Raw genomic sequence first — 25,954 nt, 5'->3', positions numbered from 1 at the left:
CCGCCGCAGACGAACAACTGTTCGAGATACTAGCGGTCCGGGCCGACGTCGTCGCCGATCGACACGACACAATGGACGCCGATGCCCACCTACCGTCCGACCACCCCCGACGCCCTCGTCGACCTGTGTGTCGAGGTCATCACCCGACGCCCCGGGGTGGTCGTGGCCGGTGTCGACGGCGCCGACGCGGCGCGTCCGACCGACCTGGCCGAGCGTGTCGCCGCCGCGTTGCGCGCGACGGGGCGGGCCGCGGGGGTGGTCGCGGTCGGCGACTACGTGCGTCCGGCGTCGGTGCGGAAGGAATTCGGGCACACCGACGCCGAGAGCTACCGGACCATGTGGTTCGACTACGCCGCCCTCGACCGCGAGGTCGTCACCGCCGTCCATCGCTCGGGCTGCTGGTTGCCGCGTCTGTGGGACGAGGCGACCGACCGCTCGCCGCGGGATCGGCCGACCACAGCGGCGGCCGACCAGGTGCTGATCATCGCCGGACCGATGCTGCTCGGACATGGTCTGGCCCTGTCACCGACAGTCCGCCTGGAGATGAGTGCGGCCGCGCTCGGGCGCCGCACACCCGACGCCGACCGCTGGACGGTCGACGCACTCGTCGAACACTCCGACGACATCGGTGACGTCGCCGACATCACCGTCCGCTACGACCATCCGGACCGCCCCGCGGTGCGCGACGGGACCTGACGCAGCCCACCTCGGATGCCCGTACGGTCGGACCGATGACCGCCTCCCCCACGCACGAGCCCGCCCACCTGACACTCGGAGCGGTGAACGTCGCCGCCGATGACCCGCAGCGCTTGGCTCGGTTCTGGGCTGACGCGATCGGTGGGAGGGCGACCGATCCGGCCGGCGGCAACGTGTTCGTCGCACCGGGTACCCCCGGCGGTCTGGCGATGTTCTTCCGGCCACGATCCGATCCTCGGCCGACGACCCAGGACCAGCATCTCGATCTCACCGCCGCGTGGGGCACGCGATCCGACGAGGTGCGTCGGCTGGTGGCCCTGGGCGCGACGCACCTGTGGGATGTCCTCGACGAGGTCCCGTGGGTGCAGTGGTCGACCCTGACCGATCCGGAGGGGAACCTGTTCTGCGTCGCCGAGCACCCGCCGACCGACGTCTGAGACGGATCGGTCGTCAGTCGTCTTCGAGCTCGGCGAGGACCTCGTCGCTGATGTCGGCGTTGCTGTAGACGTTCTGCACGTCGTCGGAGTCCTCGAGCGCGTCGATGAGCTTGAACACCTTGCGTGCACCCTCGGCGTCGACCGGGACCTCCACCGACGCACGGAAACTGGCCTCGGCCGAGTCGTAGTCGATCCCCGACTCCTGCAGCGCGGTGCGTACGGCCACGAGGTCGGTCGGCTCGCTGATGATCTCGAAGGAGTCGCCGAGGTCGGTGATCTCCTCGGCTCCGGCCTCGAGAACGGCGTCGAGGACCTGGTCCTCGGTCTGGTCGGCCTTCTCCAGCGTGACCACTCCGCGCCGGGTGAACAGGTAGGAGACCGACCCCGGGTCGGCCATGTTGCCGCCGTTGCGGGTCATCGCGGTGCGCACCTCGCCCGCGGCACGGTTGCGGTTGTCGGTGAGGCACTCGATGAGCACGGCGACACCGTTGGGGCCGTAGCCCTCGTACATGATGGTCTGCCAGTCGGCGCCGCCGGCTTCCTCGCCGCCACCGCGCTTGCGGGCGCGCTCGATGTTGTCGTTGGGCACCGAGGACTTCTTCGCCTTCTGGATGGCGTCGAAGAGCGTCGGGTTGCCAGACGGATCGCCGCCACCGGTGCGCGCCGCCACCTCGATGTTCTTCACCAGTTTCGCGAACATCTTGCCGCGCTTGGCGTCGACCACCGCCTTCTTGTGCTTGGTGGTGGCCCACTTGGAATGGCCGCTCATCGCCGGTGCCCCTCTCTCCTGGCCGCGCCGTGGAGTCCGCGCGTGCCGTACGTCATGCTGCGAGAAGCGATGTTACCCGCCGGGCCAGGTCGTTCCGTCGACGTCAGGCGCCCGCGGCGACGATGTCGGTGAAATAGCGGTGGATGCGCAGATCGCCGGTGACCTCGGGATGGAACGACGTCGCGACCACCGAACCCTGGCGTACCGCGACGACACGTCCGGCCGCGGGGCCGTCGGGGACCCGCCCGAGCACGGTCACCCCCGCGCCGGTCGCCTCCACCCACGGCGCGCGGATGAACACCGCCCGCATCGGCCCGCCGGGGACGTCGGCGATGTCGATGTCGGTCTCGAACGACTGCACCTGACGTCCGAAGGCGTTGCGCCGCACCGTGATGTCGAGGGCATCGAGGTGGTGGGCGTCGGGGCGGGTGTCGAGGACGTCGGAGGCCAGCAGGATCATGCCCGCGCACGAACCGTAGGCGGGCAAACCCTCGGCGAGTCGCGTCCGCAGCGGCACCAGCAGGTCCAACAGGTCGAGCAGTCGACTCATGGTGGTCGACTCGCCGCCCGGGATGACGATGCCGTCGATCGCGTCGAGTTCGGCGGGGCGGCGGACCGTGACGGCGGCGGCTCCGGCGGCCTCGAGCGCGGCCACGTGTTCGCGGACGTCCCCCTGCAGGGCCAGCACGCCGATCGTCGGCCTCCGGTCGGTGCCGCTCACCCCTGTCGGGCGTGCTGATCAGTCGGCATGGTGCGACCCACCCGGGCCAGACCCTCCTGGGTGACCGCGGCGACCATCCGACCGCTCGTGTCGAAGATGCGGCCCTGGGTGAGCGCGCGACCGTCCTCGGCCGAGGGCGACGTCTGGTCGTAGAGCAGCCACTCGTCGGCGCGGAACGGCCGCAGGAACCACATCGCGTGATCGAGCGACGCCGACTGGGGGTTGGAATCGGGGTGGGCGACCTTTGCCGAACCGAGCAGCGTCATGTCGCTCATGTAGGCCAGCGTGCACACGTGGAACACCTGGTCGTCGGGCAGCCGGTGGCGGTACTTGAACCACACCCGCTGCTGGGCGGCGAAACGCTCGGCGCGGACCATCTGATCGGCCGGGACGATCCGGATGTCGAAGTTCTCCCACTCGCGGAACACCGATCGTTGTGCCTCGGTGCGAGTCTGGAACGGGTCCTCGAGCGTCTCCGGGTCGGGCGCGGGCGGCATCTCGTCCTGGTGCACCAGTCCCTGCGACGGCACCCCGAACGACGCCGACATGGTGAAGATCGCCTCGCCCGCCTGCACGCCGGTGACCCGACGCGTACAGAACGAGCGGCCGTCACGGATCCGGTCGACGAGGAAGATCGTCGGCTCGTCGGGGTTGCCCGGTCGCAGGAAATAGCCGTGCAGGGAGTGGACGCGGTACTCGGGTGCGACGGTGTGGGTGGCCGAGACCAACGCCTGTCCGGCGACCTGGCCGCCGAAGGTGCGCAGCAGCTGGCTGGTGTAGGCCTTGCCGCGATAGATGTCGGCGTCGATCGGCTCGAGTTCCAGGATCTCCTCGATCGTGGCCATCAGTCCTCTTCTCCCAGTTGACGAACCGCCGCGACGACGACGGTGACGTTGTCGCGCGCCCCCAGCGCCAGCGTCGCCGACACCAGTTCGGCGGCGAGCGCGTCCGGTGTCGCGGCGCGCTCGGCGATGATCTCCTCCAACTCGGAATCGGGCAACTCGCCGGTGAGCCCGTCGGAACAGATCAGCACGACGTCGCCGGCGACGACCGGGAACACGAAGAAGTCGGCCTCGGCGTCCATCCCCGCGCCCAGTGCACGCGTGATGACGTTGCGACGGGGGTCGACGCGGGCCTGTTCCGGGGTGAGATGCCCCGCGTCGATGAGCTCCTGGACCTGCGAGTGGTCGGTGGTCACCTGCTCGATGACGGCGTCCGACCAGCGGTAGGTGCGCGAGTCCCCGATGTTGACCACCAGCCAGTGCGGGGCGCCCTCGTAGTCGACGATGAGCGCGCCGGTCACCGTGGTCCCCGCGCGCCGGCCGTTGGCCGAGTCGATGTCCCCGATGTCGTGGGCGGCGGTACGCAGAGCGCCGAGGACGGCGTCGCGGGTGGTCGTCAGATCGGACGGTTCGACGGCGCCGAGGGCGGCCAGCGCTGTCTCGCTGGCGAGCTCCCCGCAGTCGTGACCACCCATGCCGTCGGCCAACAGGTAGCGCCGATCGGTGACCAGCGCCGCGTCCTCGTTGGCCTCGCGGACCAGACCGACATCGCTGACGGCGGCCCAGTCGATCCCGAAGCCGCCGACCTCGTGGGACCCCGAGGCCGCGGAATCGCGCACTGTCGCCACCGCTGCCATCGTCATCGCCCGCCCGTCGTCATCGTCGCCATCGTCGCTCGTGCACCCCCTCGCATGCACCGCGGCTACCGGCTACCAGCCCCGCTCGGCGAGCCGGTGCCCGACGGGGAGCTGCTCGACGTTGATGCCGACCATCGCCTCCCCCAGACCGCGCGAGATCTTCGCCAGCACGTCCGCGTCGTCGTGGAAGGTGGTGGCCTGCACGATCGCCGACGCACGCTCGGCCGGGTTCCCGGACTTGAAGATGCCCGAACCGACGAACACGCCGTCTGCGCCGAGCTGCATCATCATCGCCGCGTCGGCCGGGGTCGCGATGCCGCCGGCGGTGAACAGGGTGACCGGGAGGCGTCCGAGACGGGCCACCTCGACCACGAGGTCATAGGGCGCCTGCAGCTCCTTCGCCGCGACATAGAGCTCGTCGGCCGACAGCGCGGTGAGGCGACGGATCTCGCCGCCGATGGTGCGCATGTGCGTGGTGGCGTTGGAGACGTCGCCGGTGCCGGCCTCGCCCTTGGAACGGATCATGGCCGCTCCCTCGGAGATACGCCGGAGCGCCTCACCGAGGTTGGTCGCACCGCACACGAAGGGCACGGTGAAGCGCCACTTGTCGATGTGGTGGGTGTAGTCGGCGGGGGTGAGGACCTCCGACTCGTCGATGTAGTCGACACCGAGGCTCTGCAGGATCTGGGCCTCGACGAAGTGACCGATGCGGGCCTTGGCCATCACCGGGATCGACACCGCGGCGATGATGCCGTCGATCATGTCGGGATCGCTCATCCGCGACACGCCACCTTCGGCACGGATGTCGGCGGGAACGCGCTCGAGGGCCATGACCGCGACCGCACCGGCGTCCTCGGCGATCTTCGCCTGTTCGGCGTTGACGACGTCCATGATGACGCCGCCCTTGAGCATCTCGGCCATACCGCGCTTGACGCGCGCCGTCCCGGCACCGGTCGGCTGATCGTGCTCGGTGGTTGCCTCGCTGGTCACTGTCATGTCTCCTGACGTACGTACTGCCTCGGTCGCGGCGGCCACGACCGGTGATTCCCGCAGTGGGGTATCGCTTAATTCTAGGCCCACCATCGGCGGCGTCCCGCCGTGGCCTCCGACGCGGTCACCAGCACCGATGGCGACCATGACGGTGGTCACACCGGGTTGCGCGCCCGCGAGCTCAGCCGAGGACGCGTTCGACGATCTCCAGGTATCGCGGCTCGGGGGCGGTACCACCGAGGCGCAGCAGTCGCACCGGACCACGCCCGCGCAGCGCGAGGGTGTCGCGGACGGCGTCGTTGTAGAACCGGCGCGAGATCATCACGCGGGTGTCGGCGTCGGCGAGCTCGGCGACCAGCTGGGCGCGCAGTGTCGACGAGTCGACCTTCGCGAGCTGGGCCGACACCTCGTTCTCGGCCAGGTCGCGGTCGGCGCGATCGGCCCGTTCGGCGCGGTCGGCGCACGCGATCAGCTCGCGACCGTCGGCGCCGAGGCCCGCCCCGATGGTGCGGGCGACCACCGCGCGACGTGCCAGGGCGGCGTCGAGGGCCTGCCACGCGAGGTCGACGCGCACGTGGAGTCGATCGAGTCGGTTCGCCGTCTTGTAGATCCATCCGATGCCGACGGACACGATCGCCACCACGATGGCAACGATCAGGATCGTCACAGCCGAAATTGTCATCATCTGCCCCTTCGATGAGTGATCGGTCGGTTCGCCCGGTCTGCGCCGGGGCGGGTGTCAGTCGCTGACCGACACCTTCCCGGAGCCCACGGTGACCGACTCGTAGACCTGGAGGATCTGGTCGGCGATCCGCGACCAGTCGTACCGGCGGGCGCGCTGCTGTGCCCGGGCGACCAGCTCATGTCGTGTGTCGTCGTCGGCGAGGACCTCGATGACGCCGGAGGCCAGTGCGGCCGGATCCCCCGCGCGGACGAGTCGTCCGGCGCGTCCGTCGTCGAGGACGCGCCGGAACGCGTCGAGGTCGCTCGCGATGACCGCGGCGCCGGCCGCCATCGCCTCGACGAGCACGATGCCGAAGCTCTCGCCACCGAGGTTGGGCGCGCAGTAGACATCCACCGACGCCAACGCCCGCGCCTTCGTGGCGTCGTCGACCTGCCCGAGGAACACCAGGTGATCCGCGAGCGCGCCCGCACGTCGGCGCATCGCCCGCTCGTGGCCACTGCCGACGACGAGGACGGTGATGTCGGGGAACGACCGGACGATGCGCGGCAGGGCGCGCATGAGCACGTCGATGCCCTTGCGGGGTTCGTCGTAGCGGCCCAGGAACAGTATCGATCGTCCCTCGCGGGGGAAGCCCTCGAGCGGTGTCGCCTCGGCGAAGGAGTCGACGTGGATGCCGTTGGGGATCTCGACCGCGTCGGACCCCAGCGATTCCATCTGCCAGCGGCGCGCGAGCTCCGACACGGCGATCTTGCCCATGATCCGCTCGTGGTACGGACGCAGGATGCCCTGGAAGGTGCTGAGCCACAACGACTTCGTGGTGGAGGTGTGGAAGGTGGTGATGATCGGACCCTGCGCGACGAACAGCGACAGCATGGAGATGCTCGGCGCGTTCGGCTCGTGGACGTGCAACACGTCGAAGTCGCCGTCACGGATCCAGGTGCGCAGTCGACGGTAGGCGGCGGGCCCGAAGTTCACCTTCGACACCGAGCCGTTGTACGGGATGGCCAGCGCCGGTCCGACCGACACGACGTAGTCGGGCAGTGACGAGGTGTCGGCGGCCGGGGCCAGGACGCTCACGGTGTGGCCGCGCTCGATGAACACCTGCGCGAGTTCCACCACGTGCGCCTGCACACCGCCGGGGGTGTCGAACGAGTACGGGCAGATCATCCCGATCCTCATCGCTGCGCGATCCCCGTCATCGCCCGGACTCCCCGTGGATCCGGTCCCGCCGCTCCTGCGACCAGTCGGCCTCCCAGAGGGGCTGCAGCATGTGCCAGTCCTGCGGGTGCGCGGCGATGTTGCGTTCGAACACCTTCGCCACCCGCTGGGTCGCGTCGGCGACTCCCCCGCTGACGTCGACCGGCGGGTCGCACAGGATCTGCGACGACGCTCCGTCGGTGAAGAAATGGTGGACCGGCATGAGAGCGGCGCCGGTCTCGATCGCCAACTTGGCCGGGCCCGCCGGCATCCGTGTGGGTTCGCCGAAGAAGGTGACCGGCACCCCGTGTCGTGCCAGGTCGCGTTCGCCGAGCAGACACACGACGCCGCCGGCGCGCAGCCGATCGGCCAGCAGGCCGAACGGGGGTTGCTCGCCGCCGCTGAGCGGGAAGATCTCGAAACCGAGACTCTCGCGGTAGGCCACGAACTTCTCGAACAGCGACTCGGGCTTGAGTCGTTCGGCCACGGTGGCGAACTGGCCCGTCTGCTGCACCAGCCACACCCCGGCCATGTCCCAGTTGCCGCTGTGCGGCAGCGCGAACACGACGCCCTTGCCCTGGTCGTAGGCGGTGGTGAAGTGCGCGAGATCGTCCGGGGCCACGTAGACCCGCGAGGCGGCGGTGGTGAAGTCCATCGCCGGCAAGCGGAACGCCTCGAACCAGTAGCGGGCGTAGGAGCGCATCGCCTCGCGCATCAACGACTCGGGCACGGCCTCGGGGGGCACGCCGAGCACGCGGGAGAGGTTCCGTCGCAACTGCTCCGGGCCTCCCCGTGATCCGATACGGGCGCCGGCCGCCTCGAAGGCGCGACGCGTCCGGGCTTCGGGCAGTCGGCGCACCACTGACCAGCCTGCGCCGTACCCGAGGTCGGCGACGCGCTCGCCGAAGGTCACGCGGGCGACTCCGGGGTCGACTGTCCTGAACCGCTCGCGGTCTCGGGGTCGGCGGGGCGACCGATGGGCAGCAGGTCGCGAGCCCCGGGAGAGTTCGAGATCGAGAGCATCCGCTGTCCGACCGTGACGACGCTGCCGACGGCCAGCAGCCACACCGCGACGTCGATCAGCCACGGCATGCCGAGCTCGCTGAACCCGGCCCCGACCAGGATGATGATGAGCCGCTCGGGACGCTCGATGAGGCCGCCGTTGCCATCGAGTCCGCTGGCCTCGGCGCGCGCCTTCGCATACGAGATGACCTGTGAGGTCACGAGGCAGATCATCATCCCGACGAACAGCACCGGGTGGTCCTCGGTCTGCAGGCACCACCACCCCAGCGCAGCGAAGATGGCCCCGTCGGCGATGCGGTCGCAGGTCGCGTCGAGCACGGCGCCGAAGCGTGTGCCGCCGCCGCGTTCGCGGGCCATCGCCCCGTCGATCATGTCGAACATGACGAACAGCCAGATGACCAGCGCCCCGGCGAGCAGGTGCCCCATCGGGAACAGGGTCACCGCCGCCGCGACCGATGCGACGGTGCCGATGACGGTCATCGAGTCGGGCGTGAGACCGGCCTTCAGCAACACCCGCGCGACCGGCACGGTGATCTTGCTCATCCCCGCGCGACCGGTGATGGAGAGGAATCTGGCCATGTCAGTCCTCGAGAGCCGTCCACGCATCGGCGAGCAGGACCCGGGTGTCGCGCAGCAGCTGCGGCATCACCTTCGTCTCGCTGATCACGGTGATGAAGTTGGCGTCGCCGCCCCATCGGGGCACGACGTGCTGATGGAGGTGCTCGGCGAGTGAACCACCCGCCGCGGCACCGAGATTGAGTCCGACGTTGAACGCGTGCGGCCGCGACACCGACTTGATCGCGCGGATCAGTCGCTGCGTGAACGCCATCAGTTCCGCGCTCTCCTGCGGCGTGAGGTCCTCGAGGTCGGCGACCTGCCGGTACGGCACGATCATCGAGTGCCCGGGGTTGTACGGGTAGAGGTTCAGCACGGCGTACACGCTCTCACCGCGCGCGACGACCAGCCCGTCCTCGTCGGACATCGTGGGGATGTCGATGAACGGGTGCGTCGAGTTCGCCGAACCCGAGCTCGGCTCCTTGATCGACGAGGTGATGTAGGACATCCGGTGCGGACTCCACAACCGCGACAACCGGTCCGGCTCGCCGGCGCCGCTGTCGTGGATCTGCTCGCCGGTCACGAGTCGCCGGCGGGTGCGGGTGCGAGGGCGGCGAAGAACTCCGCGGTGGGCGATTCGTTGCGCCGTGTGGTGATCCAGTCGGCCACCGCGGCGACCGCGGAGTCGACCGGAACCGAGTTGACCTGGGTGCCGTCGCGGAACCGGAAGCTGACAGCACCGGACTGCTGGTCGCGGTCGCCGGCGAGCATCATGAACGGGACCTTACCGGTGGTGTGGTTGCGGATCTTCTTCTGCATCCGGTCCTCGGAACGGTCGACCTCGGCACGGATGCCGTACGCCCGCAGCTTCGCGATCACCCCGTCGAGGTGATCGGCGTAGTCCTCGGCGACGGGGATGCCGACGACCTGCACGGGCGACAGCCACGCCGGGAACGCGCCCGCGTAGTGCTCGGTGAGCACACCGAAGAAGCGCTCGATGGAACCGAACAGCGCCCGGTGGATCATGACCGGCCGGTGCTTGGCGCCGTCGTTGCCGGTGTACTCGAGTTCGAAACGCTCTGGCAGGTTGAAGTCGAGCTGGATGGTCGACATCTGCCAGTGCCGCCCGAGGGCGTCTTTGACCTGCACCGAGATCTTCGGACCGTAGAACGCGGCGCCACCGGGGTCGGGAACGAGGTCGAGCCCGGAATCGGCGGCCACCTGCGCCAACGTCGCGGTCGCCTCCTCCCACGCGTCGTCGGAACCCACGGACTTGTCGGGATTGCGGGTCGACAGCTCGAGGTAGAAGTCGTCGAGACCGTAGTCCTTGAGGAGATCGAGGACGAAGGTCAGCAGGGACGTCAGCTCGCCCGCCATCTGCTCACGCGTGCAGTAGATGTGCGCGTCGTCCTGGGTCATGCCGCGCACGCGGGTGAGGCCGTGGATGACGCCGGACTTCTCATAGCGGTAGACCGACCCGAACTCGAACATCCGCAGCGGCAGTTCGCGATACGACCGGCCACGCGACCGGAAGATCAGGTTGTGCATCGGGCAGTTCATGGGCTTGAGGTAGTAGTCCTGGCCCGGTTTGCGCACGGTGCCGTCGGCGTTGAGCTCCTCGTCGACGTGCATCGCCGGGAACATGCCGTCGCGGTACCAGTCGAGGTGGCCCGACACCTCGAACAGGTGCCCCTTGGTGATGTGCGGGGTGTTGACGAACTCGTACCCCGCCGCCGAATGCCGCACCCGCGAGTAGTCCTCGAGTTCCTTGCGAATGATGCCGCCCTTGGGGTGGAACACCGGCAGGCCGGAACCGAGCTCGTCGGGGAAGCTGAACAGGTCGAGCTCGACGCCGAGTCGACGGTGATCGCGCTTCTCCGCCTCGGCGAGCAGCTCGAGGTAGGCGTCCTGGGCCTCCGTCGATTCCCACGCAGTCCCGTAGATGCGCTGCAGACCGGCGTTGGCCTGGTCGCCGCGCCAGTAGGCCGCGGAGCTGCGGGTGATCTTGAACGCGGCGATGTACTTGGTGGTCGGCACGTGGGGACCACGGCACAGGTCGCACCAGATCAATTCCCCGGTGCGGGGATTGAGGTTGTCGTAGGCGGTGAGCTCTCCCCCGCCGACCTCCATCACCTCGGGATCGTCGGCCGAGCCTTTGTCGTCGACCAGCTCGAGCTTGTACGGCTCGGAGGCGAGTTCGGCCTTGGCGGCGTCGAGGGAATCGTAGACGCGGCGCGAGAAGCGTTGGCCCGACTTGATGATCTGCTTCATCTTCTTCTCGAGCGCGACCAGGTCGTCGGGCGTGAAGGGATCCTTCACGTCGAAGTCGTAGTAGAAGCCGTCGGTGATCGGCGGGCCGATCCCGAGCTTGGCGTCGGGGAACAGCTCCTGGACGGCCTGGGCCAACACGTGCGCCGCGGAGTGTCGGATGACGCTGCGTCCGGCCTCGCTGGCGGCGATCACGGGCTCGACGTCGGTGTCGGTGGCCGGTACCCACGAGAGATCGCGCAGCGCACCGTCGGCATCGCGCACCACGACGACGGCCTCGGGTCCCTTGTTCGGGGCGTCCGCCTCACGCAGCGCGGTGCCCGCCGTGGTCCCGGCCGGCACACGGATCGTGGCGGGGCTGGCGACCACAGAATTCTCAGGCACGGACTTCGACTCCTCGAGGTGAAGACAGGAACGAACCCCGCGGCCGGACGACCACGGGAGGAATGCCTGTAGATGGTATCGGCGATGGGGGGACGGTCAGAAGATCGGGCTGTCCAGCCACGACGGGTCGTAGCCGACCCACCCTCCGACCAGCGCGAGAGCGCCGAGCAGCCACAGCGTGGCCAGAACGATCGCGAAGGTGAAGATCCCGAACAGCGCCTGCACCGACCAGTGTTGGACCTTGATCCAGTCGGCGAAGGCGTCGTACTTGGCGCGGGCGAAGATCAGGAGTCGGTGCGCCCAGGAGAACTCCGTCGCGAGGATGCCGAGGCCGGCGAACACGATCAGCCAGCCCGGTCCGGGGTACGGGATCGCGATGATCCCGACGACGAGGACGGCGGTGCCGATCACGCCGACCGCGATGCGGTACGCGAGGTTCAGGGTCGGCTTCTCGGCGATCTTGTCGCGTCGACGCTGCAACGCGTCGGGCAGCAGCCCACCGGGTTCGCCGGCGTGTGCGGTGTCGGTGCGGGCGCCGTCGGTCGACTCGTCGGGAATCGCGGCAGGCTGGTCGGTCATCGCAGCGTCGTCCTCACTGACTCTTCCGGTGTGCACCACATCGGAACGAGGTGGCGTCGGGGACAACCCTACGGAATCGGACACTCACGGTGTCCCGTCCGAAAGGACGAGATGAGGCGGGGGTGGTCCCGGCTGGGATCGAACCAGCGACCTTCCCGGTGTGAACGGGACGCTCTTCCACTGAGCCACGGGACCGCGATCGGCGTGGTGTTCCTCGCCGACGACCGCAGAACGTTATCACGACGACAGGGTGATCCCGCCAATCGAGGTCAGACGTCTCGTGGCCGCCCGCGGCCCGTCGCGACCGCCGAAACGGCAACGTCTCATCGGTGGTGTGTCCCCGGGGACTCGCCGATGACCAGCGGATTTGTTGGGTCGCCCGCGATTCGGATAGTGTTTCGCTTCGCACCGCGAGCCCACAAGGTTTGCGGCGCACGCGGACGTGGCGCAGCTGGTAGCGCACAACCTTGCCAAGGTTGGGGTCGCGGGTTCGAATCCCGTCGTCCGCTCGGAAGAGCGATTGAGTCCACCGTGGCGGTGTGGCCGAGTGGTGAGGCAACGGCCTGCAAAGCCGTGCACACGGGTTCGATTCCCGTCGCCGCCTCCACGAGCGTTTCCCAATTAAATACCCGCGCGATTAGCTCAGTGGGAGAGCGCTTCCCTGACACGGAAGAGGTCACTGGTTCAATCCCAGTATCGCGCACTAGAATTACTGCAGTTCAAGCACGGTTTTTCGGTCACGCAGGTTCCATGAGTGACCTCAACGTGACCTCGTCGTGAAGACAACTCGGCGCGTCCGGCAGGTAGGCCGTGATAGGCGTTCGTGCGTGCCCGGGTTGAGCTATAGGAGACCTACGCGTCCCAGACTTGCGCGTCCCAGACTTGCGCGTCCCAGACTTGCGCGTCCCAGACTTGCGCGTCCCAGGGCTCGGCATGCTTGATCCAAGCGCAAACGTATTCGCCCCAGTCGACAGACGCGCCGGTCCGTGGCAAGGATTGGTGCGCCCCTGGCACGAGGAAATTTCGCTGCTGGTCCTGCACCGTATCGACCGGCAAACGAGGTGTGGATGCGCGCCGAACATCACCGAGTAAGACTCAGTGACTTCTCCGACGAACACGCGACTCCCCTGTGGAGCGGTCTGCGCGATTCGTCGGGCTAGAGTGAAGGCCCCGAGTTCAAGGAGGATGCGATGTCAGGCGAGAACAAGGGTGATGCACGTGGGCACGAGAATAAGGGCGCTAGCCCTCGCGTGCCGCGGGGCTTCACCGGTGGTGCAACCCCGCGTATCGAGCAGTTACAAGACGCCGCCTCGGATGTCAGCGACCTCCCCGCCCCACCCGAAGGCAGGGGCGGTTCCAGCGCGAAGCCGGACAACGAATAAAAAGCGGGATCATCAAGTTGGTCTTCCCCGCTGCCACGAAACGGTCTCGCCACCATTGAGCGGAACGTACACCCCCGCCGTGTTCGATACGGGACCAATAAACTCTCCTGATGGGTTTATCTTGAACTCATGGGAGAGGAAGATATCTTTTGGCTCGGGGTATGTTGAAACGAATCCCTTTCCGTTCTCTAAGAACCCCCCAACCCAAGAACCATCCGTACGCCTTATTTTCACGTAGCACCCAGCCCTCACTGGCGCAAACTTATCCCATGCGCTAGGCGTTCTGCTTTTGATCGGCTCCCAAAACAGTTCGAACGGCTTCACACTTAACCGAATCTGAAACAAAAACGCGGTTGCTACAGGAATTCCCAGCGTAAGCGCAAGAAAATATATTCCGACCGTCCGTGTGTGGTCGACCAGCTGATCTCGGGCGTAGTCGTGCTCGATCATGTATTTACTGAGTTCATGGCCGAGAATTACAAGATAGAGACCAATAAAGCCAACGCTGATCCCTATTCCGTGCACCAGTCGAATGCTGAAATCCTTCTCATCGGGAGTCGGTCCGCCTCTTAACTGCCGCCGCGTGGCGTTGAAAACAAAGCCCGGCAAAACTAGAACTAGAAATACCGCGACTTGGAGTGCTGATTGAGGAATCACAATCCGTAGTTTACCGCACCACCCACAATTAAAGTCCTACCCGCAATAGTTGTATGACTTGTGTCGCCTCAGAGTCAGCTCGGCCCCCAGAAGTCCCGTGGTCTGGCAGGTATTCTGAACTGAACTACCGTTGGCGCGTCGAGCCAACACGATCGACGACTGCCGTGATCCGGCTCGGTTGGCACGCCGTCGACCTCCTCCCCGACACCCCATTCACTCCGCACCCTTCGTCCACGCCGTGTGGGCGGTGAAGGACGCCACCTACTACCAAGGCTGTCTGACAGTCGCGATGGCGATCGTGGTCGGTCTTGTCGCCCACACGTCGTGGGGCTTGACGATCTTGCCGCCGCTGCCGGTCTGGTGGGGCGGTTTAAGTCGGTTCGACGTGGCTGGGAGCTGGGCGCGGTCCTGGCCAGGCTCGTCGGGTGTGGTGTCGGTGACGCCAATCCGGCGTGGCTGCCGCATCACAGTCAATGGGACGCGGCCCATCGCAGTGCCGCCATGTGCCCTCGGCTATCGCGGACACGATACGAATTCTCTGCGATGAGACTCGTTCCCGTGTCTCGAATTGCGCGGACCAGACTTCTCCACCCCACCCAGCTACACCCCGACGCCAAACTCGGCCGTCCAGAACATCGCGGGGAGGTGGGAATCGATCCTGAGACGTACCAGGTGGTTCTCTCTCGGCAGGCCCGACCGTAACCAGCCTGCCCCGGTAGGTGCTGACAAGCGCAAGGCGTCCCGAACCGGCGAGACGCGCCACCTCCACATCTGATCAATGTCGACGGTGGTCATACCTGGTTCCCCCGCGCCTTCGGCGTGAATGGGGGCGGTCAGGCGTGGGGTGACGACGGTCAGCGGAAAATTGGGAGGTCAGGCTTGGGAGGTCACCAATGCCCCGGCATCCCTATGCCTCGCCGCGTTCCAAGGGCGTCAAGAGAAGTTTCTCGAATTGATTCTTTATCTCCGGGTGGTGCGCGGAAAAATTCGCGACAGCCAGGATACGCCCAATGGCGCTGATTCGAAACTTGAAGATCTCAGCCTTGTCCATGTTTTGCAGTGCGGTATACATCACCGGGAATTGCTCTCTTATCATCGAGACAAAGGCTTCTTCCGACACCCACGAATCCTGCATCTGCATCACAATCTGACGTTTTACATAGTTTCCTTGTGGCAGTTTTCCGTTCAGAGAAGTTAACTCGTCAACCATCTCTTGGTTAAGCCGATAATGTTTTGTCGACCCGACCGATTCTTGAAGTGCACTGTCTGGCGAATCGACCTCTCTTATCAAGCCCTCCGCGATTGCTTCCGATGGGTCAAGAGTCGAATCAACGTCTTTTAGAGGAAAATCCTCGTACAAGTCGGCTTTATACGTTTGGAAAAAAGCTTTGAAAATCGAGGAACGCTCGCCCCCGAAATCTTCACCGGTCAGCTGCACCTGATCACCGCACCCTAGACCGGCTGCGTGATTTAGCTCGCTTTCGTAGCCAACAACGTCGCCTGCAAATGGCCTGAGAAGCTCTTCAGTCTTTTCCAAGATGTCCCTCGGACCATCGCAGTTTTGGTACCGGGTTCTCTCGAATATTGCCAGGATCGTAAGGGTGTTCAGTTGCCGCCGCGACAACTTGGGAGCTAGGTCGAGACTCTGTTTGAGCAATAGATCGCGGTGCGTCCGCGCGGGTTCGCGTGCAATGCCCACGACGAGCGATGTAAGCACCTCACGCAGATCATCGTCGGGTGACGATGCGTAACCTTGCTGCGCGGCAGCGAGAGCAATCTGGACGCGCGGGGCGGCGAAAGCAGAGAGTGCCTCTGGAGAATCCCGAATCACTTCCTCGACAATTGAAAGAGTAATCTCGCGAGCAGAATCCTCCCACAGGGCTTTAGCCTCAGCGGCTATCGCGGGGGCTTGTGAGCGAACCACCTCTTCTGCAATCTCCCTTATCTGTGAGACATCACTTCCATAGTTGTTCGTCGTGTAATAAATATCGCGTCCGGCTTGGGTCATTGATGCGTTGTCACCATCGGCGGCCTGCTCTTGTCTGCGCGGCAGACGACCTGCTTCACTCATCGCGCTTGCCTACGATGTCTCGGCCAGCCTGGAGTCCAGTCGAGTCGTCACCGAGGATTTGCACCTGATTGCGACTGCCCCCGACTTTGAGTGCGTTGATCAACCTGCCGCTCGGTTCACCGTTCGCCGCGGTTTTCCACGGAAACACCAGCAGTGAACCGATGACTACGGCAGCGCCGACAGCCACTACACCCCACTTGCCGATCTGGGACGACACCGGCACGAGCGCGAGGTAGACCGCAACGGAGCCGAAAACGGTAGTCCCGGCCCAGGCGGATCGCTCCATGTTCATGAGGGTCGATGCTAACGGGTGAATCGGATAGAACTGCGCTTCGCAAATCGTCGTGTCTGCGTGGACGGATACGGTCGCAGGTACTCGTCGCGGGCCGAGGAGACCCCGGGCGCGTCAGGACGGCGACATATCCGGGACCCCTGTACAAGCGCGGCGTCGATGGAGTCGGGCTAGCGTCTGATCGATGGACACAACTGTTGAGTCCGACGTTTTGCAGGCGCGATACTTTCTCGTAGAGCTAGACCGTGCCGCCGATGCTTTAGTAAGTCAGATCGATAGCCTCGCGAAGCTGCAACACGGGCAGCGGCGAATCCACGACCGACGTTCCGAGCTGTACGACGCACGCCGCTAAATCGAAGCGCGACCCACCCGCTTCGCCGGCCAGCTCTAAGGCACCCTTCGCTCAGCTCGGCCCCGGTTCCGTACGATCGTTCGGAAAGTGGAGACAAGGCGCAACCCTGCGACTACCCCGCACCCCCGGAAGGAAATCTAGATGACGTCAGTGATGAAACCATTCTTCTCCGCAATGCTCATTGGTGACAGTCCGGACCCTACAGCGAAAGTCGGATTTAAAGTAGTAAGAGAACTATCAAAAGCGGATCACGATCGATATCGAACCGACTATCAATTAGTCGAGCGACTGCTCCACACAAGCATAGCCGCTTACGTTAACCAGACGCTAAAAGACTTCATCCGGGTTATCGAGCAAGACGTAGAAGAACTAAAGTCAGGACAGGTGAACTTCACTCAACCTGACGATGTTGTCCGGATGGGAATCCGAATGCGCGGTGCCGTCTTGACCCTATGCTCCGCTTTGCATATGCATCAGGAACATATAAATGGAGAAGTCGTTGAGAGATTTGGCGAAAACTCTTCAGTCCACAAAAAAGTGCGTAAAATATTCACAAGGCTTTACGATAAAAGTCAGGCTTATCGCATACTATGGCACACACGCAACACAATGGTCCACCACACTCTCGAAACCATATCAATATCGGCAACCGCTTTTTTGGACAGCAATAATGAGCGTCAGGCAGTCACGATGCCCAGAGTCGACTTAAGCGCAATCATTGAGCTTAATGACAGGATAAGCGATTCTTTCCGCGCAGAGCTAGTCGACCTAGGAGAAAACCCCTATGTGCTCGAACTGATCAATGAGGCAATTCCACTTGTGTCAGAGGCGAACAAGCGGATCAATACGCATCTCTATCCCCAACTCGATGCAGCGTGCGCGACTATTCGGGAGTTTGATTCAATTTTCGCGGGACTTGACGGCGTTCGCGCACTGACGAGCGAGCGTACAACGAACGATCCACCGCCGCTCAAGTTCAGCTACTCGACTTGGTCGGGAGACGTTATCATGTTCGCTCGAGAGCGGTTAGCTTCGGCCTGAGACTTTTCCTCAAATCAAACACCTGGCCCGTCCGCGATGAACTCGCCAATACGGCCGTACCCGATTACGAACTCGGAAAGAGTCACCAGATGGCAAGCAGTCTGCCAGCAATACGTCAGGGCGTCGGGGCCAGCCCTGAAATCGAACTGCCGCCGACTCTTGCTCTCCGGATTTGCCGGTAGGCGATACGTCATACGCCAACGTCCATCCACCTGGTTCATCCAGCAAGTATGGCCACCGTTATCGAGCGGATCGGCATGCGCGACCGAATCGCGGTAAGCCTTCAGGCGCGACCCGTGCTCCGCCCAACTTTGCGTAAGGACATCGATAAAATCCGGACTAATGTCCGCCCCCGCCGCTAGGGCTGACATCATAGATTCGAACGATCGCCAGCGTGACGCAGACTTTTTGGCCGGATAATAATTTTTCCAGATTATTTTGCGAATCACCTCGTACACACGGCGGGCGGCGCTTATGAAGGCGGCTACCTCGAAAGACACACGCGGATTCGAAGTGTTTCCTTGATCGTCAGGTAAACGCAGTCTTGGGTGTAGCTCATCAAAATATCGACAGGCCCAAACGTACTGATCAACCAAGTTGTTGACGTGATAGAGCATCCCTAGGAGGCAAGTATGTAGGTCTGATTCCTCATAGTAGTCGTCTATCCGGTGCGCCCGATCAATGAACGCAACGCCTGCAATGCGTTCGTTAAGCGAGGTGCCATTAGTGTCCACAATTGTTAGAGAAAAACCAGAATAAATGGGCAAAGTGGTAGTCGCAATTGCGCGCGAGCCGAGAGGTGCAATGTTTCTGGTTCCGCCTTCATAGACGGTCGTCGGGTCGGTGTAGTCCATCCTTCGAAGTATGGGGGATGAAGCAGAACAGAGCAGTGTGCTTCTGCACCGGTTTGCTCGTGGTTACGTGCAGCGACCCGCAGCCTGCACCCACCAGGAGCAGTCCGGCCCAGCCACCTGCCGCGCCATGACCGCGTCAAGGTCAACGACGTCACCCACAACCGTTGGCGTCGGAACGTGGGTGCGCTTCCCATCGAGCGCAGGGGCGGGTTCGGCTGGCGAGCGAGTCATTCGGCGGGCCTCGATCACAGTCCGCGCATTACGGCGTGACGCATCGGCAGGCACGGTCGGCCACATCGGGGGCGTCGCCGCCCGCAGTCGAGCCAACTCCAACTCGCGGAGTCGGTCCTCAAAAACGCTGAGACGCAATGAATCCTGGCGCCTCGGCGGACCACGCCGATCGTCCTGCGGACACGACCGTTCTCTGTACCGGCCAGTCTCCTCTCTAATTTTCACGATTACCGGAGGCGGGACAGTATTGCGTGAATACGGGCTCGTGAATCCTTCCCTTTACCGATCGATGGTGTGATGCTGGACGACGTCCGACAACTTCAAACAGGAGATCCGCCATGGTCAACAAAGCGCTACTGGTCCGACTCGAAGCCAAACCCGGAAAAGAGGGCGCGGTGGAGGATTTCCTTCGATCGGCGCTGCCCCTCGTGGAGCAGGAGCCCGGCACGAAGCCCTGGTTCGCAGTACAGTTCGGTCCCTCGACCTACGGCATCATCGACGCGTTCCCCGACGACGACGCCCGTGACACCCACCTCAACGGACCGGTCGGCAAGGCGCTCGGCGAACGCGCCGAGGAACTCTTCTCCACGCCACCCGACATCAGCTACCTCGACATACTCGCCAGCAAGCTCTGATCTCCGGTGACCGTTCAGGACCCGACGCATCCTCTTGGTCGGTCCTGACCGGGCACCGCAGCCGGTAGGGAGACGCGGAGGATTCGGACTGGCAATTGCGCAGTGCGCGAACGAATGTCCGGTCGATCAGCGTGGCGACACCCTCAGGCGACGGAACGCGTCACGGTCCCGTCATCGCGCACCTCGACGACATCGGCGTCATTGGCCCGGAAGATGGGCTCGATCGTCACCTCGGCGAGCTCGGCGGCAGCGGAGAACAACCGGGCCCATCCGCGATCCCAGGGCGAGATCGTATCCACCCCGGGCCGGGTGATGAGCATCGCGACGCTCACGACGTCGTCTCCGTCGATGACCTCCGAGAGTCGGTAGAACAGCAGGTCGGCCAGGAACGGGTCGGGTGGACCGTCGAGTGGAAGTTGGTTGAGGGCCGGGAGGACATGTCCGGTCGCGTCGACGAACGCGAACCAGAGCAGGGTCTCGGAGAAGCCGAGCGGACCCATCAGGGTGTGCCATCCCTCCCGTAGCTGGTCGGTGTGCAAGGCCTGCGAGGCCGTCGCGACGTCGGGCATCGGGTCGGGGAGCGTGCGTCGTGTCGTCATGCCCTGCACTGTGCGCCGGCGAGGTCGTCTCGCCAAAAGTGTTGTCCACAGCGCCTTTCGCTGTGGACAACGGGATTGACACGGCGGCTCTGAGTGGTACGGACGGACCGCGAAGGCGGGATCGACGGCGCCGTGTGCTGGAATCGGTGACCGTGCCCACCGATGTGATCGTCATGATCGACACCTGCCCCGATCACGCCACCGAACTCGCCGACGTCGCAGCGGTGACGTTCCCGCTTGCCTGTCCCCCCGGCACCACCGACGCCGACACGGCCGATTTCATCGGCAAGAACCTCACGGCGGCGCACTTCCGCGATCATCTCTCCGACGAGAACCGCGACGTGGTGGTCGCCCGGGTCGACGGCGCGATCGTCGGGTACTCACTCGTTCTGCACGGTGACCCCACTGATCCCGAGGTACGGGCGGTGGTCACGCAACGGCCCGTCTCGGAACTGTCGAAGATGTACGTGCTGCCGCGGGCGCACGGCGCCGGTGTGGCACACGAGCTGATGTCGACCGCGGTCTCGGCCTGCGCCGAGCGCGGAAGCGTCGCGGTGTGGCTCGGGGTCAGCAACGTCAACCTGCGGGCGCAACGGTTCTACGGCAAGGCGGGGTTCGTCGAGGTGGGCCGTAAGTCGTTCTGGCTCAACGGCGATGAGCAGCGCGACTTCGTGATGGTCCGCGCACTGCGCTGACGGTGTGCAGCGGAGCGGGTGTCAGTTTGTCGATTCGGCGAACCGCGAGAGCGCGAGCAACCGCGACGTCGCACGCAGGTACTTCTTCTTGTAGCCACCGGCGAGCATCTCCTCGGTGAAGATCTCGTCGAGCTTGGACCCCGAGACCATCAACGGGATGTTCGCGTCGTAGAGACGGTCGGCGAGCACCACCATGCGCAGGGCGACGGTCTGATCGGGGGCCGGGTGCACACCCGACACGCAGACCAGAGTGACGCCCTCGACAAGCGCCTTGTACTTCGAGGGGTGCAGCGTCGAGAGATGCTTGCACAGCTCGTCGAAGTCGTCGAGGGTCGCGCCCTCGGTCTTGCCCGCCAGCTCGGCGAGTTCGGCATCGGTGTGGGGTTCGGGCGCCGGCGGCAGGTCGCGATGCCTGTAGTCGGGTCCGTCGACGCGCACGGTCTCGAACACCGCCGCGAGCTTGCGGATCTCGCGCAGGAAGTCCTGCGCGGCGAAGCGTCCCTCGCCGAGCTGGCCGGGCAGCGTGTTCGACGTCGCCACGATCGACACACCGCGGGCGGTGAGCTCGGTGAGCAGCCGCGACACCAACATCGTGTCGCCCGGATCGTCGAGCTCGAACTCGTCGATGCAGATCACGCTGTGGTCGCTGAGGCGATCGACGGCCGCGGTGAAGCCCAGGGCACCGACGACGTGGGTGACCTCGACGAAGGTGGCGAACGCCTTCGGGCCGGGCATCTCGTGGTAGATCGACGCGAGCAGGTGGGTCTTGCCGACGCCGAAGCCGCCGTCGAGGTACAGGCCGATGCCCTGCCCGGGGGTCTTCTTCCCGAACAGCTTCCGCTTGCCCGCCCGTGCCCCGCGAGCCCGCTCGACGAACTGCCGGCAGCTCGCCACCGCCGCGGACTGCGACGGCTCGTTCGGGTCGGGGATGTAGCTGTCGAAGCTGACCTCGTCGAACATCGTCGGCGGGACCATCTCGTCCACCAGTTCCTCCGGCGGAACCTGGGGCGAGCGGTCGCTCAGACGTGCGGTCATGCGCCGACACTAGCGACGCCGTAGAAATGACCTGGTGTACCTCTTGCAGAAAGCGACTCAGCTCACAGTTGACCGCGACACCCTGACCGATCTCTACGCCTACCCCGCCACCGACGCCGGCACGTGTCACGTCCGGGCCAACATGGTGACCTCGCTCGACGGTGCGGCGGCCGCGGACGGCCTCTCGGCCGGGTTGGGCGGCGACGGCGACAAGCAGGTGTTCGGGCTGCTGCGCGACCTCACCGACGTGGTGCTCGTCGGCTCGGCCACGGTCACACAGGAGGGGTACGGCCCGATCGATCCCGAGGGCGACGACCCGTCGATCACCACGCTGGCGATCGTGTCGGGATCTCTGCACCTCGACGCCGACCAGGACGCGGTCACCGCGGCGAGCACCGTCGTCCTCACCCACGAGGGCGCACCGGCCGACCGACGTGCCCGACTCGTCGAGGCCGGCGCGACACTCCTGGACTGCGGGACCGACGACGTCGACCTGCATCGCGCGCTGGCGCACCTCGCCGACCGCGGTCGCACCCGGGTGTTGTGCGAGGGCGGGCCCGGTCTGCTCGCCGCGTTGTTCGCCGACGATCTCGTCGACGAGCTGTGCCTCACCACCGGCCCCACCCTCATCGGCGGGGACGCCGGGCGCATCACCCACGGCGACACCGGCGGCACGCGTCGCCTGCGCCGCGCACACGTGCTCGCCGACGACGAGGGTTTCCTCTTCACCCGGTGGGTACGGGGCGAGCGAGGCGAGAGCACCGCCGCCTCCGACGACAACTGAGTGCTCCCGCGGCGATGACTAGGCTCGCCGGTATGCCTCGCGTCCCCCAGCTCCGGTCCCCGCGATCGGCGACCGTGGTCGTGGCCCTCGCGATCGTCGGGGCCCTGCTCGCGGGATGTGCCGTCGGTCCCGACACCGGACCGGGTCTGGTCATCGACAACGGCGGCGGTGGTGGCGGCCCCGCCGCGAGCACCGAGGCGCCGGCCGCACCGGCACTGAACGCACCCCGTACCGATCTCGGCTGGCGGACGTGTCCCGACGACGTCGCGGGTCGCTACGGGTTGTCGGCGACGGCCGCCGACGTGCGCATCGAGTGCGCCGACTTCCAGGCCAGCATCACCCCCGGGGTCGCCACCATCGACGCCGTCGACGTGGCCGCGGTGCGGGTGCGACTCACCAGCACCCCGGCGTCGGCCGCGCCGCTGGTGCTCACCTCGGGCAGCGACATCCCGTCGGCGTTGACCGCTGTCCTCGTCGCGAACAGCCCTGGCCGCACCCTGCTGGCCTCCCATCCCCTCGTCGCGATCGACCGACGTGGCACCGGCGCGAGCTCGCCGCTCGACTGCCTGACGGTGCGCGAACGCAACACCCTGCTGGACAACGGTTTCGACAGCAGTGACGCCGCGAGCGGTGTCGGACCACGGCAGACCCGGCTGGCGACCACCGCGGCCGAGGCCTCCGACGGCTGTTCGGAGACGATCAGCCCGCATCAGCTGGCCTACACCGCCGCCAACGCCGCCGGTGACCTCGAACGTCTGCGGACGATCTGGGGTGTCGACCGGATCGGCATCGTCGGGGTGGGCGCCGGATCCGATGTCGCCCTGGCCTACGCCGGGCTCTACCGCAACCGGGTCGCACGGCTCGTGCTCGACACTCCCCCCGCCTACCTGGCGTCGGCACGGGATCGCGCGCAACAGGTCGCCGCGGGTACCGACGCCGCGTTGACGACCTTCGCGACCGACTGTGCATCCGCGAACTGCTCACTGGGCACCGGTGCACGGGCCGCGATCCTGTCGCTGATCGACCGCGCAGCGGCCGGGCGGCTCGCGACCCTCTCCGACGCCGACGTCCTCAGCGCGATCACCACCGAACTCGCGGTCACGACCACCGATCGGACGAGCACCGTGGCCCGGGTGTCCCGACTGCTGTCGTCTGCGATCGCCGGCGACGTCGGTGGGCTGACCCAGTCCGCCGCCCGGGCCCGCGCACTCCGTGGAACCGACGGACAGCTGCTGTCGCGGTGCAACGACACCTCGCAGCCGGTGGGTCAGAACGAGATCGGCGCCCTCGTCACGTCGTGGAGCGGGCAGTACCGGTTCACCGGCACCGACACCGCCCTGTCGCTGCTGCGCTGCTCGGGGTGGCCGGCCGGCCCCGCCGCGCCTCGACCGAGCGGATTCGACGTCCCCGTCCTCCTGCTCACCAGCGGTGACGACACGATCAACGGTGGCACCGGTGCGGGCGCCCTCGAGCCGCTGTTCGTCTCGGCGGGTGCCAAGACCAGCACCGTCACGTGGGACGGGCTCGGCTTCTCGGTCGCCGCCCACTCCGACTGCGCCGCCGACATCGTCACGCGGTACGCCGAGTCCGGCGAGATCCCCGACACCGGCGCCTGCCCGTCCTGACATCACGGCCGCGGCGGACCGCGGCGCGTCCGACCGCCTTCGTCCCCCTGCGCCCTCGGCCGTCGGTGCCGTAGTACGGTTCGTCGGTGCCGGTTGCCCACGAACCCGACCTGACCTCGCGGCGGCTGTTCCCGACGATGGACACCGCCCGGATCGTGTCGCTCGCGCTGTGGCCGATCACCGTGCTGATGATCATCCACCGCTCTCTCATCCTCGGCGTCAACGGCGACCGGACCGACGACTTCACCCCGGTGTACAACGCGGGCCTGGCGTTCCTCCGGGGCCAGGCGGTCTACGGCGAGAACTACAACACCGTCGACCCGCACTACCTCTACCCGCCGTCGGGGACGCTGCTGATGGCGCCGCTGGCCTACATCGACCCCGAGCGCGCCCGCTGGCTGTTCATCGTCGTGTCGGTGATCGCGCTGATCGCCGCGGCGTACTTCCTCGTGAAGCTGTTCGGGTTCTCCGCGTCGTCGGTGGCCTTCCCCGCGGTGCTGTTCTTCTTCTTCTGCACCGAGACCGTCTCGCACACCCTGATCTTCACGAACTTCAACTCGTTCGTGCTGCTAGGCGAGGTCCTGTTCATGACCCTCGCGCTCAAACGCAAGGACCTCTGGGCCGGTGTCCCGCTCGGGATCACGTTCGCCGTCAAACCCGTGCTGGCCGTTCTCCTCCTGCTGCCGTTGCTCTCGCGGCAGTGGAAGGTGTTCGTGGGCGCCGTCGGCGTGCCGCTGGTGCTGACCGCGCTGGCCTGGCCGCTCACGGCCGACCCGATGGACTTCGTGAAGCGGACCGTGCCCTACCTCGGCGAGGCCCGCGACTACTACAACAGCTCGATCGCCGGCAACGGCGCGTACTTCGGCGTGCAGCCCTGGCTGCTGTACGTGCTGCGCATCGCGTTCGTGCTGATGGCCGTGTTCAGCCTGTGGTTCCTCTACACGCAGTACCGCCGCACCGACGAGCTGCTGTGGATGGCGACCTCGTCCGGTGTCCTGTTGGCGACGTCGTTCCTCGTGCTGTCGCTCGGCCAGGGTTACTACTCAATGCTGCTGTTCCCGCTGCTCATGACCGTCGTCCGGCCAGGATCGGTGATGCGCAACTGGCCGGCGTGGCTCGGTGTCGCCGGGTGCATGACGTTCGACTCGTTCCTGTCGACTCGGTGGGCCGCGTTCGGGCGTGCGATCGAGTACAACAAGGTCACCTGGGGTTGGTCGCTGCTGATGATCGCGGTGTTCTGTGTGCTGTTGTTCCGCTGGCTCGACCTGCGGGAGCAGCGCGCTACCGTGGAGGCATGACCACCGATTCCAACACCGCCGGTTCGACCCCCGTCTCCGATGCCGCGGGCCTGACCGACGAGCAGTGGCGCGCGAAGCTCACCCCCGAGGAGTACCGCGTGCTGCGCCAGGCCGGCACCGAGGCCCCGTTCGTGGGCGAGTACACCGACACGAAGACCACCGGTGTCTACCGCTGTCGGGCCTGCGACGCCGAGCTCTTCCGCAGCGACCAGAAGTTCGAATCCCACTGCGGCTGGCCGTCGTTCTTCAGCCCGCTGGCCGGTGAGGCGATCATCGAGAAGGTCGACCGCTCGATGGGCATGAAGCGGACCGAGGTGCTCTGCGCCAACTGCCACAGCCACCTCGGCCACGTGTTCGAGGGCGAGGGGTACGACACCCCCACCGACCTTCGGTACTGCATCAACAGCATCTCGATGCGGCTCGAAGAGGCCTGACACCTCGGGCCGCCGGGCAGGGCCCG

Annotated in this window: 26 protein-coding genes, 4 tRNA genes and 1 pseudogene; 12 read left to right on the top strand and 19 right to left on the bottom strand. The window is 65.9% G+C overall.

Annotation, left to right across the window (positions count from 1 at the left end):
• Positions 1-81: 81 nt before the first annotated feature.
• Both OG579_RS01645 and OG579_RS01640 read left to right on the top strand, forming a co-directional pair.
• Positions 82-696, top strand: a complete 615-nt coding sequence (locus tag OG579_RS01645) for a nucleoside/nucleotide kinase family protein (RefSeq protein ID WP_328857843.1) — start codon at positions 82-84, stop codon at positions 694-696.
• A 35-nt stretch (positions 697-731) separates the two neighbouring features.
• Complete coding sequence (locus OG579_RS01640) at positions 732-1,133, top strand: VOC family protein (RefSeq protein WP_328857842.1); 402 nt, start codon at positions 732-734, stop codon at positions 1,131-1,133.
• 13 nt (positions 1,134-1,146) lie between these two features.
• On the opposite strand, the gene OG579_RS01635 is transcribed toward OG579_RS01640, so the two are convergent.
• From OG579_RS01635 to OG579_RS01575, 13 genes and pseudogenes are all read right to left on the bottom strand, one after another.
• Positions 1,147-1,902: a YebC/PmpR family DNA-binding transcriptional regulator gene (locus OG579_RS01635; protein WP_328857841.1), complete on the bottom strand. Its 756-nt coding sequence runs from the start codon at positions 1,900-1,902 to the stop codon at positions 1,147-1,149.
• Positions 1,903-2,005: 103 nt separating this feature from the next.
• Positions 2,006-2,623, bottom strand: a complete 618-nt coding sequence (gene pdxT, locus OG579_RS01630; RefSeq protein WP_328857840.1) for a pyridoxal 5'-phosphate synthase glutaminase subunit PdxT — start codon at positions 2,621-2,623, stop codon at positions 2,006-2,008.
• Positions 2,620-3,468: an acyl-CoA thioesterase gene (locus OG579_RS01625; protein ID WP_328857839.1), complete on the bottom strand. Its 849-nt coding sequence runs from the start codon at positions 3,466-3,468 to the stop codon at positions 2,620-2,622. Before OG579_RS01625 ends, pdxT begins: the two co-directional genes overlap by 4 nt.
• On the bottom strand, positions 3,468-4,262 hold the full coding sequence (locus OG579_RS01620) for a PP2C family protein-serine/threonine phosphatase (protein WP_328859121.1): 795 nt from the start codon (positions 4,260-4,262) through the stop codon (positions 3,468-3,470). The genes OG579_RS01625 and OG579_RS01620 overlap by 1 nt, the downstream gene beginning before the upstream one ends.
• Positions 4,263-4,334: 72 nt before the next feature.
• Positions 4,335-5,258 carry a pyridoxal 5'-phosphate synthase lyase subunit PdxS gene (pdxS, locus tag OG579_RS01615; RefSeq protein WP_328857838.1) on the bottom strand — a complete coding sequence of 308 codons (924 nt, stop codon included), beginning with the start codon at positions 5,256-5,258 and terminating at the stop codon, positions 4,335-4,337.
• A 187-nt stretch (positions 5,259-5,445) separates the two neighbouring features.
• A pseudogene (locus OG579_RS01610) lies at positions 5,446-5,934 on the bottom strand (exopolyphosphatase); the annotation flags it as partial.
• Between the two features lie 57 nt (positions 5,935-5,991).
• Positions 5,992-7,116, bottom strand: coding sequence for a glycosyltransferase family 4 protein (locus tag OG579_RS01605; protein ID WP_082080079.1), 1,125 nt, complete (start codon positions 7,114-7,116; stop codon positions 5,992-5,994).
• Between the two features lie 16 nt (positions 7,117-7,132).
• On the bottom strand, positions 7,133-8,047 hold the full coding sequence (locus OG579_RS01600; RefSeq protein WP_328857837.1) for a phosphatidylinositol mannoside acyltransferase: 915 nt from the start codon (positions 8,045-8,047) through the stop codon (positions 7,133-7,135).
• Positions 8,044-8,736 (bottom strand): phosphatidylinositol phosphate synthase, encoded by a 693-nt coding sequence (gene pgsA / locus OG579_RS01595; RefSeq protein ID WP_328857836.1) that lies wholly within the window; start codon positions 8,734-8,736, stop codon positions 8,044-8,046. Before pgsA ends, OG579_RS01600 begins: the two co-directional genes overlap by 4 nt.
• A gap of 1 nt (position 8,737) precedes the next feature.
• Complete coding sequence (locus OG579_RS01590; RefSeq protein ID WP_045822586.1) at positions 8,738-9,295, bottom strand: HIT family protein; 558 nt, start codon at positions 9,293-9,295, stop codon at positions 8,738-8,740.
• Entirely contained in the window at positions 9,292-11,364 is a 2,073-nt protein-coding gene (gene thrS / locus OG579_RS01585) for a threonine--tRNA ligase (RefSeq protein ID WP_328857835.1), read from the bottom strand. The genes OG579_RS01590 and thrS overlap by 4 nt, the downstream gene beginning before the upstream one ends.
• Before the next feature lie 96 nt (positions 11,365-11,460).
• The gene (locus OG579_RS01580) at positions 11,461-11,943 is read right to left on the bottom strand and encodes a TIGR02611 family protein (protein ID WP_328857834.1); all 483 of its coding nucleotides are present in this window, start codon (positions 11,941-11,943) and stop codon (positions 11,461-11,463) included.
• Between the two features lie 123 nt (positions 11,944-12,066).
• Positions 12,067-12,138, bottom strand: a tRNA-Val gene (locus tag OG579_RS01575).
• Positions 12,139-12,379: 241 nt separating this feature from the next.
• Between OG579_RS01575 and OG579_RS01570 the strand changes: the two genes are divergently transcribed.
• The 3 genes from OG579_RS01570 (at position 12,380) to OG579_RS01560 (ending at position 12,646) form a co-directional block, all read left to right on the top strand.
• A tRNA-Gly gene (locus OG579_RS01570) sits at positions 12,380-12,452 on the top strand.
• Positions 12,453-12,476: 24 nt separating this feature from the next.
• Positions 12,477-12,550: transfer RNA gene (locus OG579_RS01565), tRNA-Cys, on the top strand.
• Positions 12,551-12,574: 24 nt separating this feature from the next.
• Positions 12,575-12,646, top strand: a tRNA-Val gene (locus OG579_RS01560).
• Positions 12,647-13,337: 691 nt separating this feature from the next.
• Here the strand turns inward: OG579_RS01560 and OG579_RS01555 are convergent.
• From OG579_RS01555 to OG579_RS01545, 3 genes are all read right to left on the bottom strand, one after another.
• The gene (locus OG579_RS01555; protein WP_328857833.1) at positions 13,338-13,982 is read right to left on the bottom strand and encodes a DUF6338 family protein; all 645 of its coding nucleotides are present in this window, start codon (positions 13,980-13,982) and stop codon (positions 13,338-13,340) included.
• 907 nt (positions 13,983-14,889) lie between these two features.
• Positions 14,890-16,053, bottom strand: coding sequence for an LPO_1073/Vpar_1526 family protein (locus OG579_RS01550; RefSeq protein ID WP_328857832.1), 1,164 nt, complete (start codon positions 16,051-16,053; stop codon positions 14,890-14,892).
• A complete protein-coding gene (locus OG579_RS01545; protein WP_328857831.1) occupies positions 16,046-16,345 on the bottom strand; it encodes a hypothetical protein in 300 nt (99 codons plus the stop codon). Before OG579_RS01545 ends, OG579_RS01550 begins: the two co-directional genes overlap by 8 nt.
• 493 nt (positions 16,346-16,838) lie before the next feature.
• Between OG579_RS01545 and OG579_RS01540 the strand changes: the two genes are divergently transcribed.
• A complete protein-coding gene (locus OG579_RS01540) occupies positions 16,839-17,738 on the top strand; it encodes a hypothetical protein (RefSeq protein WP_328857830.1) in 900 nt (299 codons plus the stop codon).
• A 14-nt stretch (positions 17,739-17,752) separates the two neighbouring features.
• Here OG579_RS01540 and OG579_RS01535 read toward each other — a convergent pair whose 3' ends face one another.
• On the bottom strand, positions 17,753-18,592 hold the full coding sequence (locus OG579_RS01535; protein ID WP_328857829.1) for a hypothetical protein: 840 nt from the start codon (positions 18,590-18,592) through the stop codon (positions 17,753-17,755).
• Positions 18,593-19,161: 569 nt separating this feature from the next.
• Between OG579_RS01535 and OG579_RS01530 the strand changes: the two genes are divergently transcribed.
• Positions 19,162-19,458 (top strand): putative quinol monooxygenase, encoded by a 297-nt coding sequence (locus OG579_RS01530; RefSeq protein ID WP_328857828.1) that lies wholly within the window; start codon positions 19,162-19,164, stop codon positions 19,456-19,458.
• Positions 19,459-19,601: 143 nt separating this feature from the next.
• On the opposite strand, the gene OG579_RS01525 is transcribed toward OG579_RS01530, so the two are convergent.
• A complete protein-coding gene (locus tag OG579_RS01525; RefSeq protein WP_328857827.1) occupies positions 19,602-20,057 on the bottom strand; it encodes a hypothetical protein in 456 nt (151 codons plus the stop codon).
• A 146-nt stretch (positions 20,058-20,203) separates the two neighbouring features.
• On the opposite strand from OG579_RS01525, the gene OG579_RS01520 reads away from it, so the two are divergent.
• Positions 20,204-20,752, top strand: a complete 549-nt coding sequence (locus OG579_RS01520; protein WP_328857826.1) for a GNAT family N-acetyltransferase — start codon at positions 20,204-20,206, stop codon at positions 20,750-20,752.
• A 21-nt stretch (positions 20,753-20,773) separates the two neighbouring features.
• Here the strand turns inward: OG579_RS01520 and zapE are convergent, their stop codons facing one another.
• Entirely contained in the window at positions 20,774-21,787 is a 1,014-nt protein-coding gene (zapE, locus tag OG579_RS01515) for a cell division protein ZapE (protein ID WP_045822569.1), read from the bottom strand.
• 34 nt (positions 21,788-21,821) lie between these two features.
• Between zapE and OG579_RS01510 the strand changes: the two genes are divergently transcribed.
• The 4 genes from OG579_RS01510 (at position 21,822) to msrB (ending at position 25,928) form a co-directional block, all read left to right on the top strand.
• Positions 21,822-22,571 carry a pyrimidine reductase family protein gene (locus OG579_RS01510; RefSeq protein ID WP_328857825.1) on the top strand — a complete coding sequence of 250 codons (750 nt, stop codon included), beginning with the start codon at positions 21,822-21,824 and terminating at the stop codon, positions 22,569-22,571.
• A 32-nt stretch (positions 22,572-22,603) separates the two neighbouring features.
• A complete protein-coding gene (locus OG579_RS01505; protein WP_328857824.1) occupies positions 22,604-24,196 on the top strand; it encodes an alpha/beta fold hydrolase in 1,593 nt (530 codons plus the stop codon).
• A gap of 137 nt (positions 24,197-24,333) precedes the next feature.
• Positions 24,334-25,494: a glycosyltransferase family 87 protein gene (locus OG579_RS01500; protein ID WP_328859120.1), complete on the top strand. Its 1,161-nt coding sequence runs from the start codon at positions 24,334-24,336 to the stop codon at positions 25,492-25,494.
• The gene (msrB, locus tag OG579_RS01495; protein ID WP_045822566.1) at positions 25,491-25,928 is read left to right on the top strand and encodes a peptide-methionine (R)-S-oxide reductase MsrB; all 438 of its coding nucleotides are present in this window, start codon (positions 25,491-25,493) and stop codon (positions 25,926-25,928) included. The genes OG579_RS01500 and msrB overlap by 4 nt, the downstream gene beginning before the upstream one ends.
• Positions 25,929-25,954 lie beyond the last annotated feature (26 nt).

It is taken from the genome of Williamsia herbipolensis (assembly GCF_036153515.1).
GTDB lineage: Bacteria > Actinomycetota > Actinomycetes > Mycobacteriales > Mycobacteriaceae > Williamsia_A > Williamsia_A herbipolensis.
Note: the sequence above shows the minus strand (reverse complement) of the source record. Positions and strands in the feature narration are given on the sequence as shown.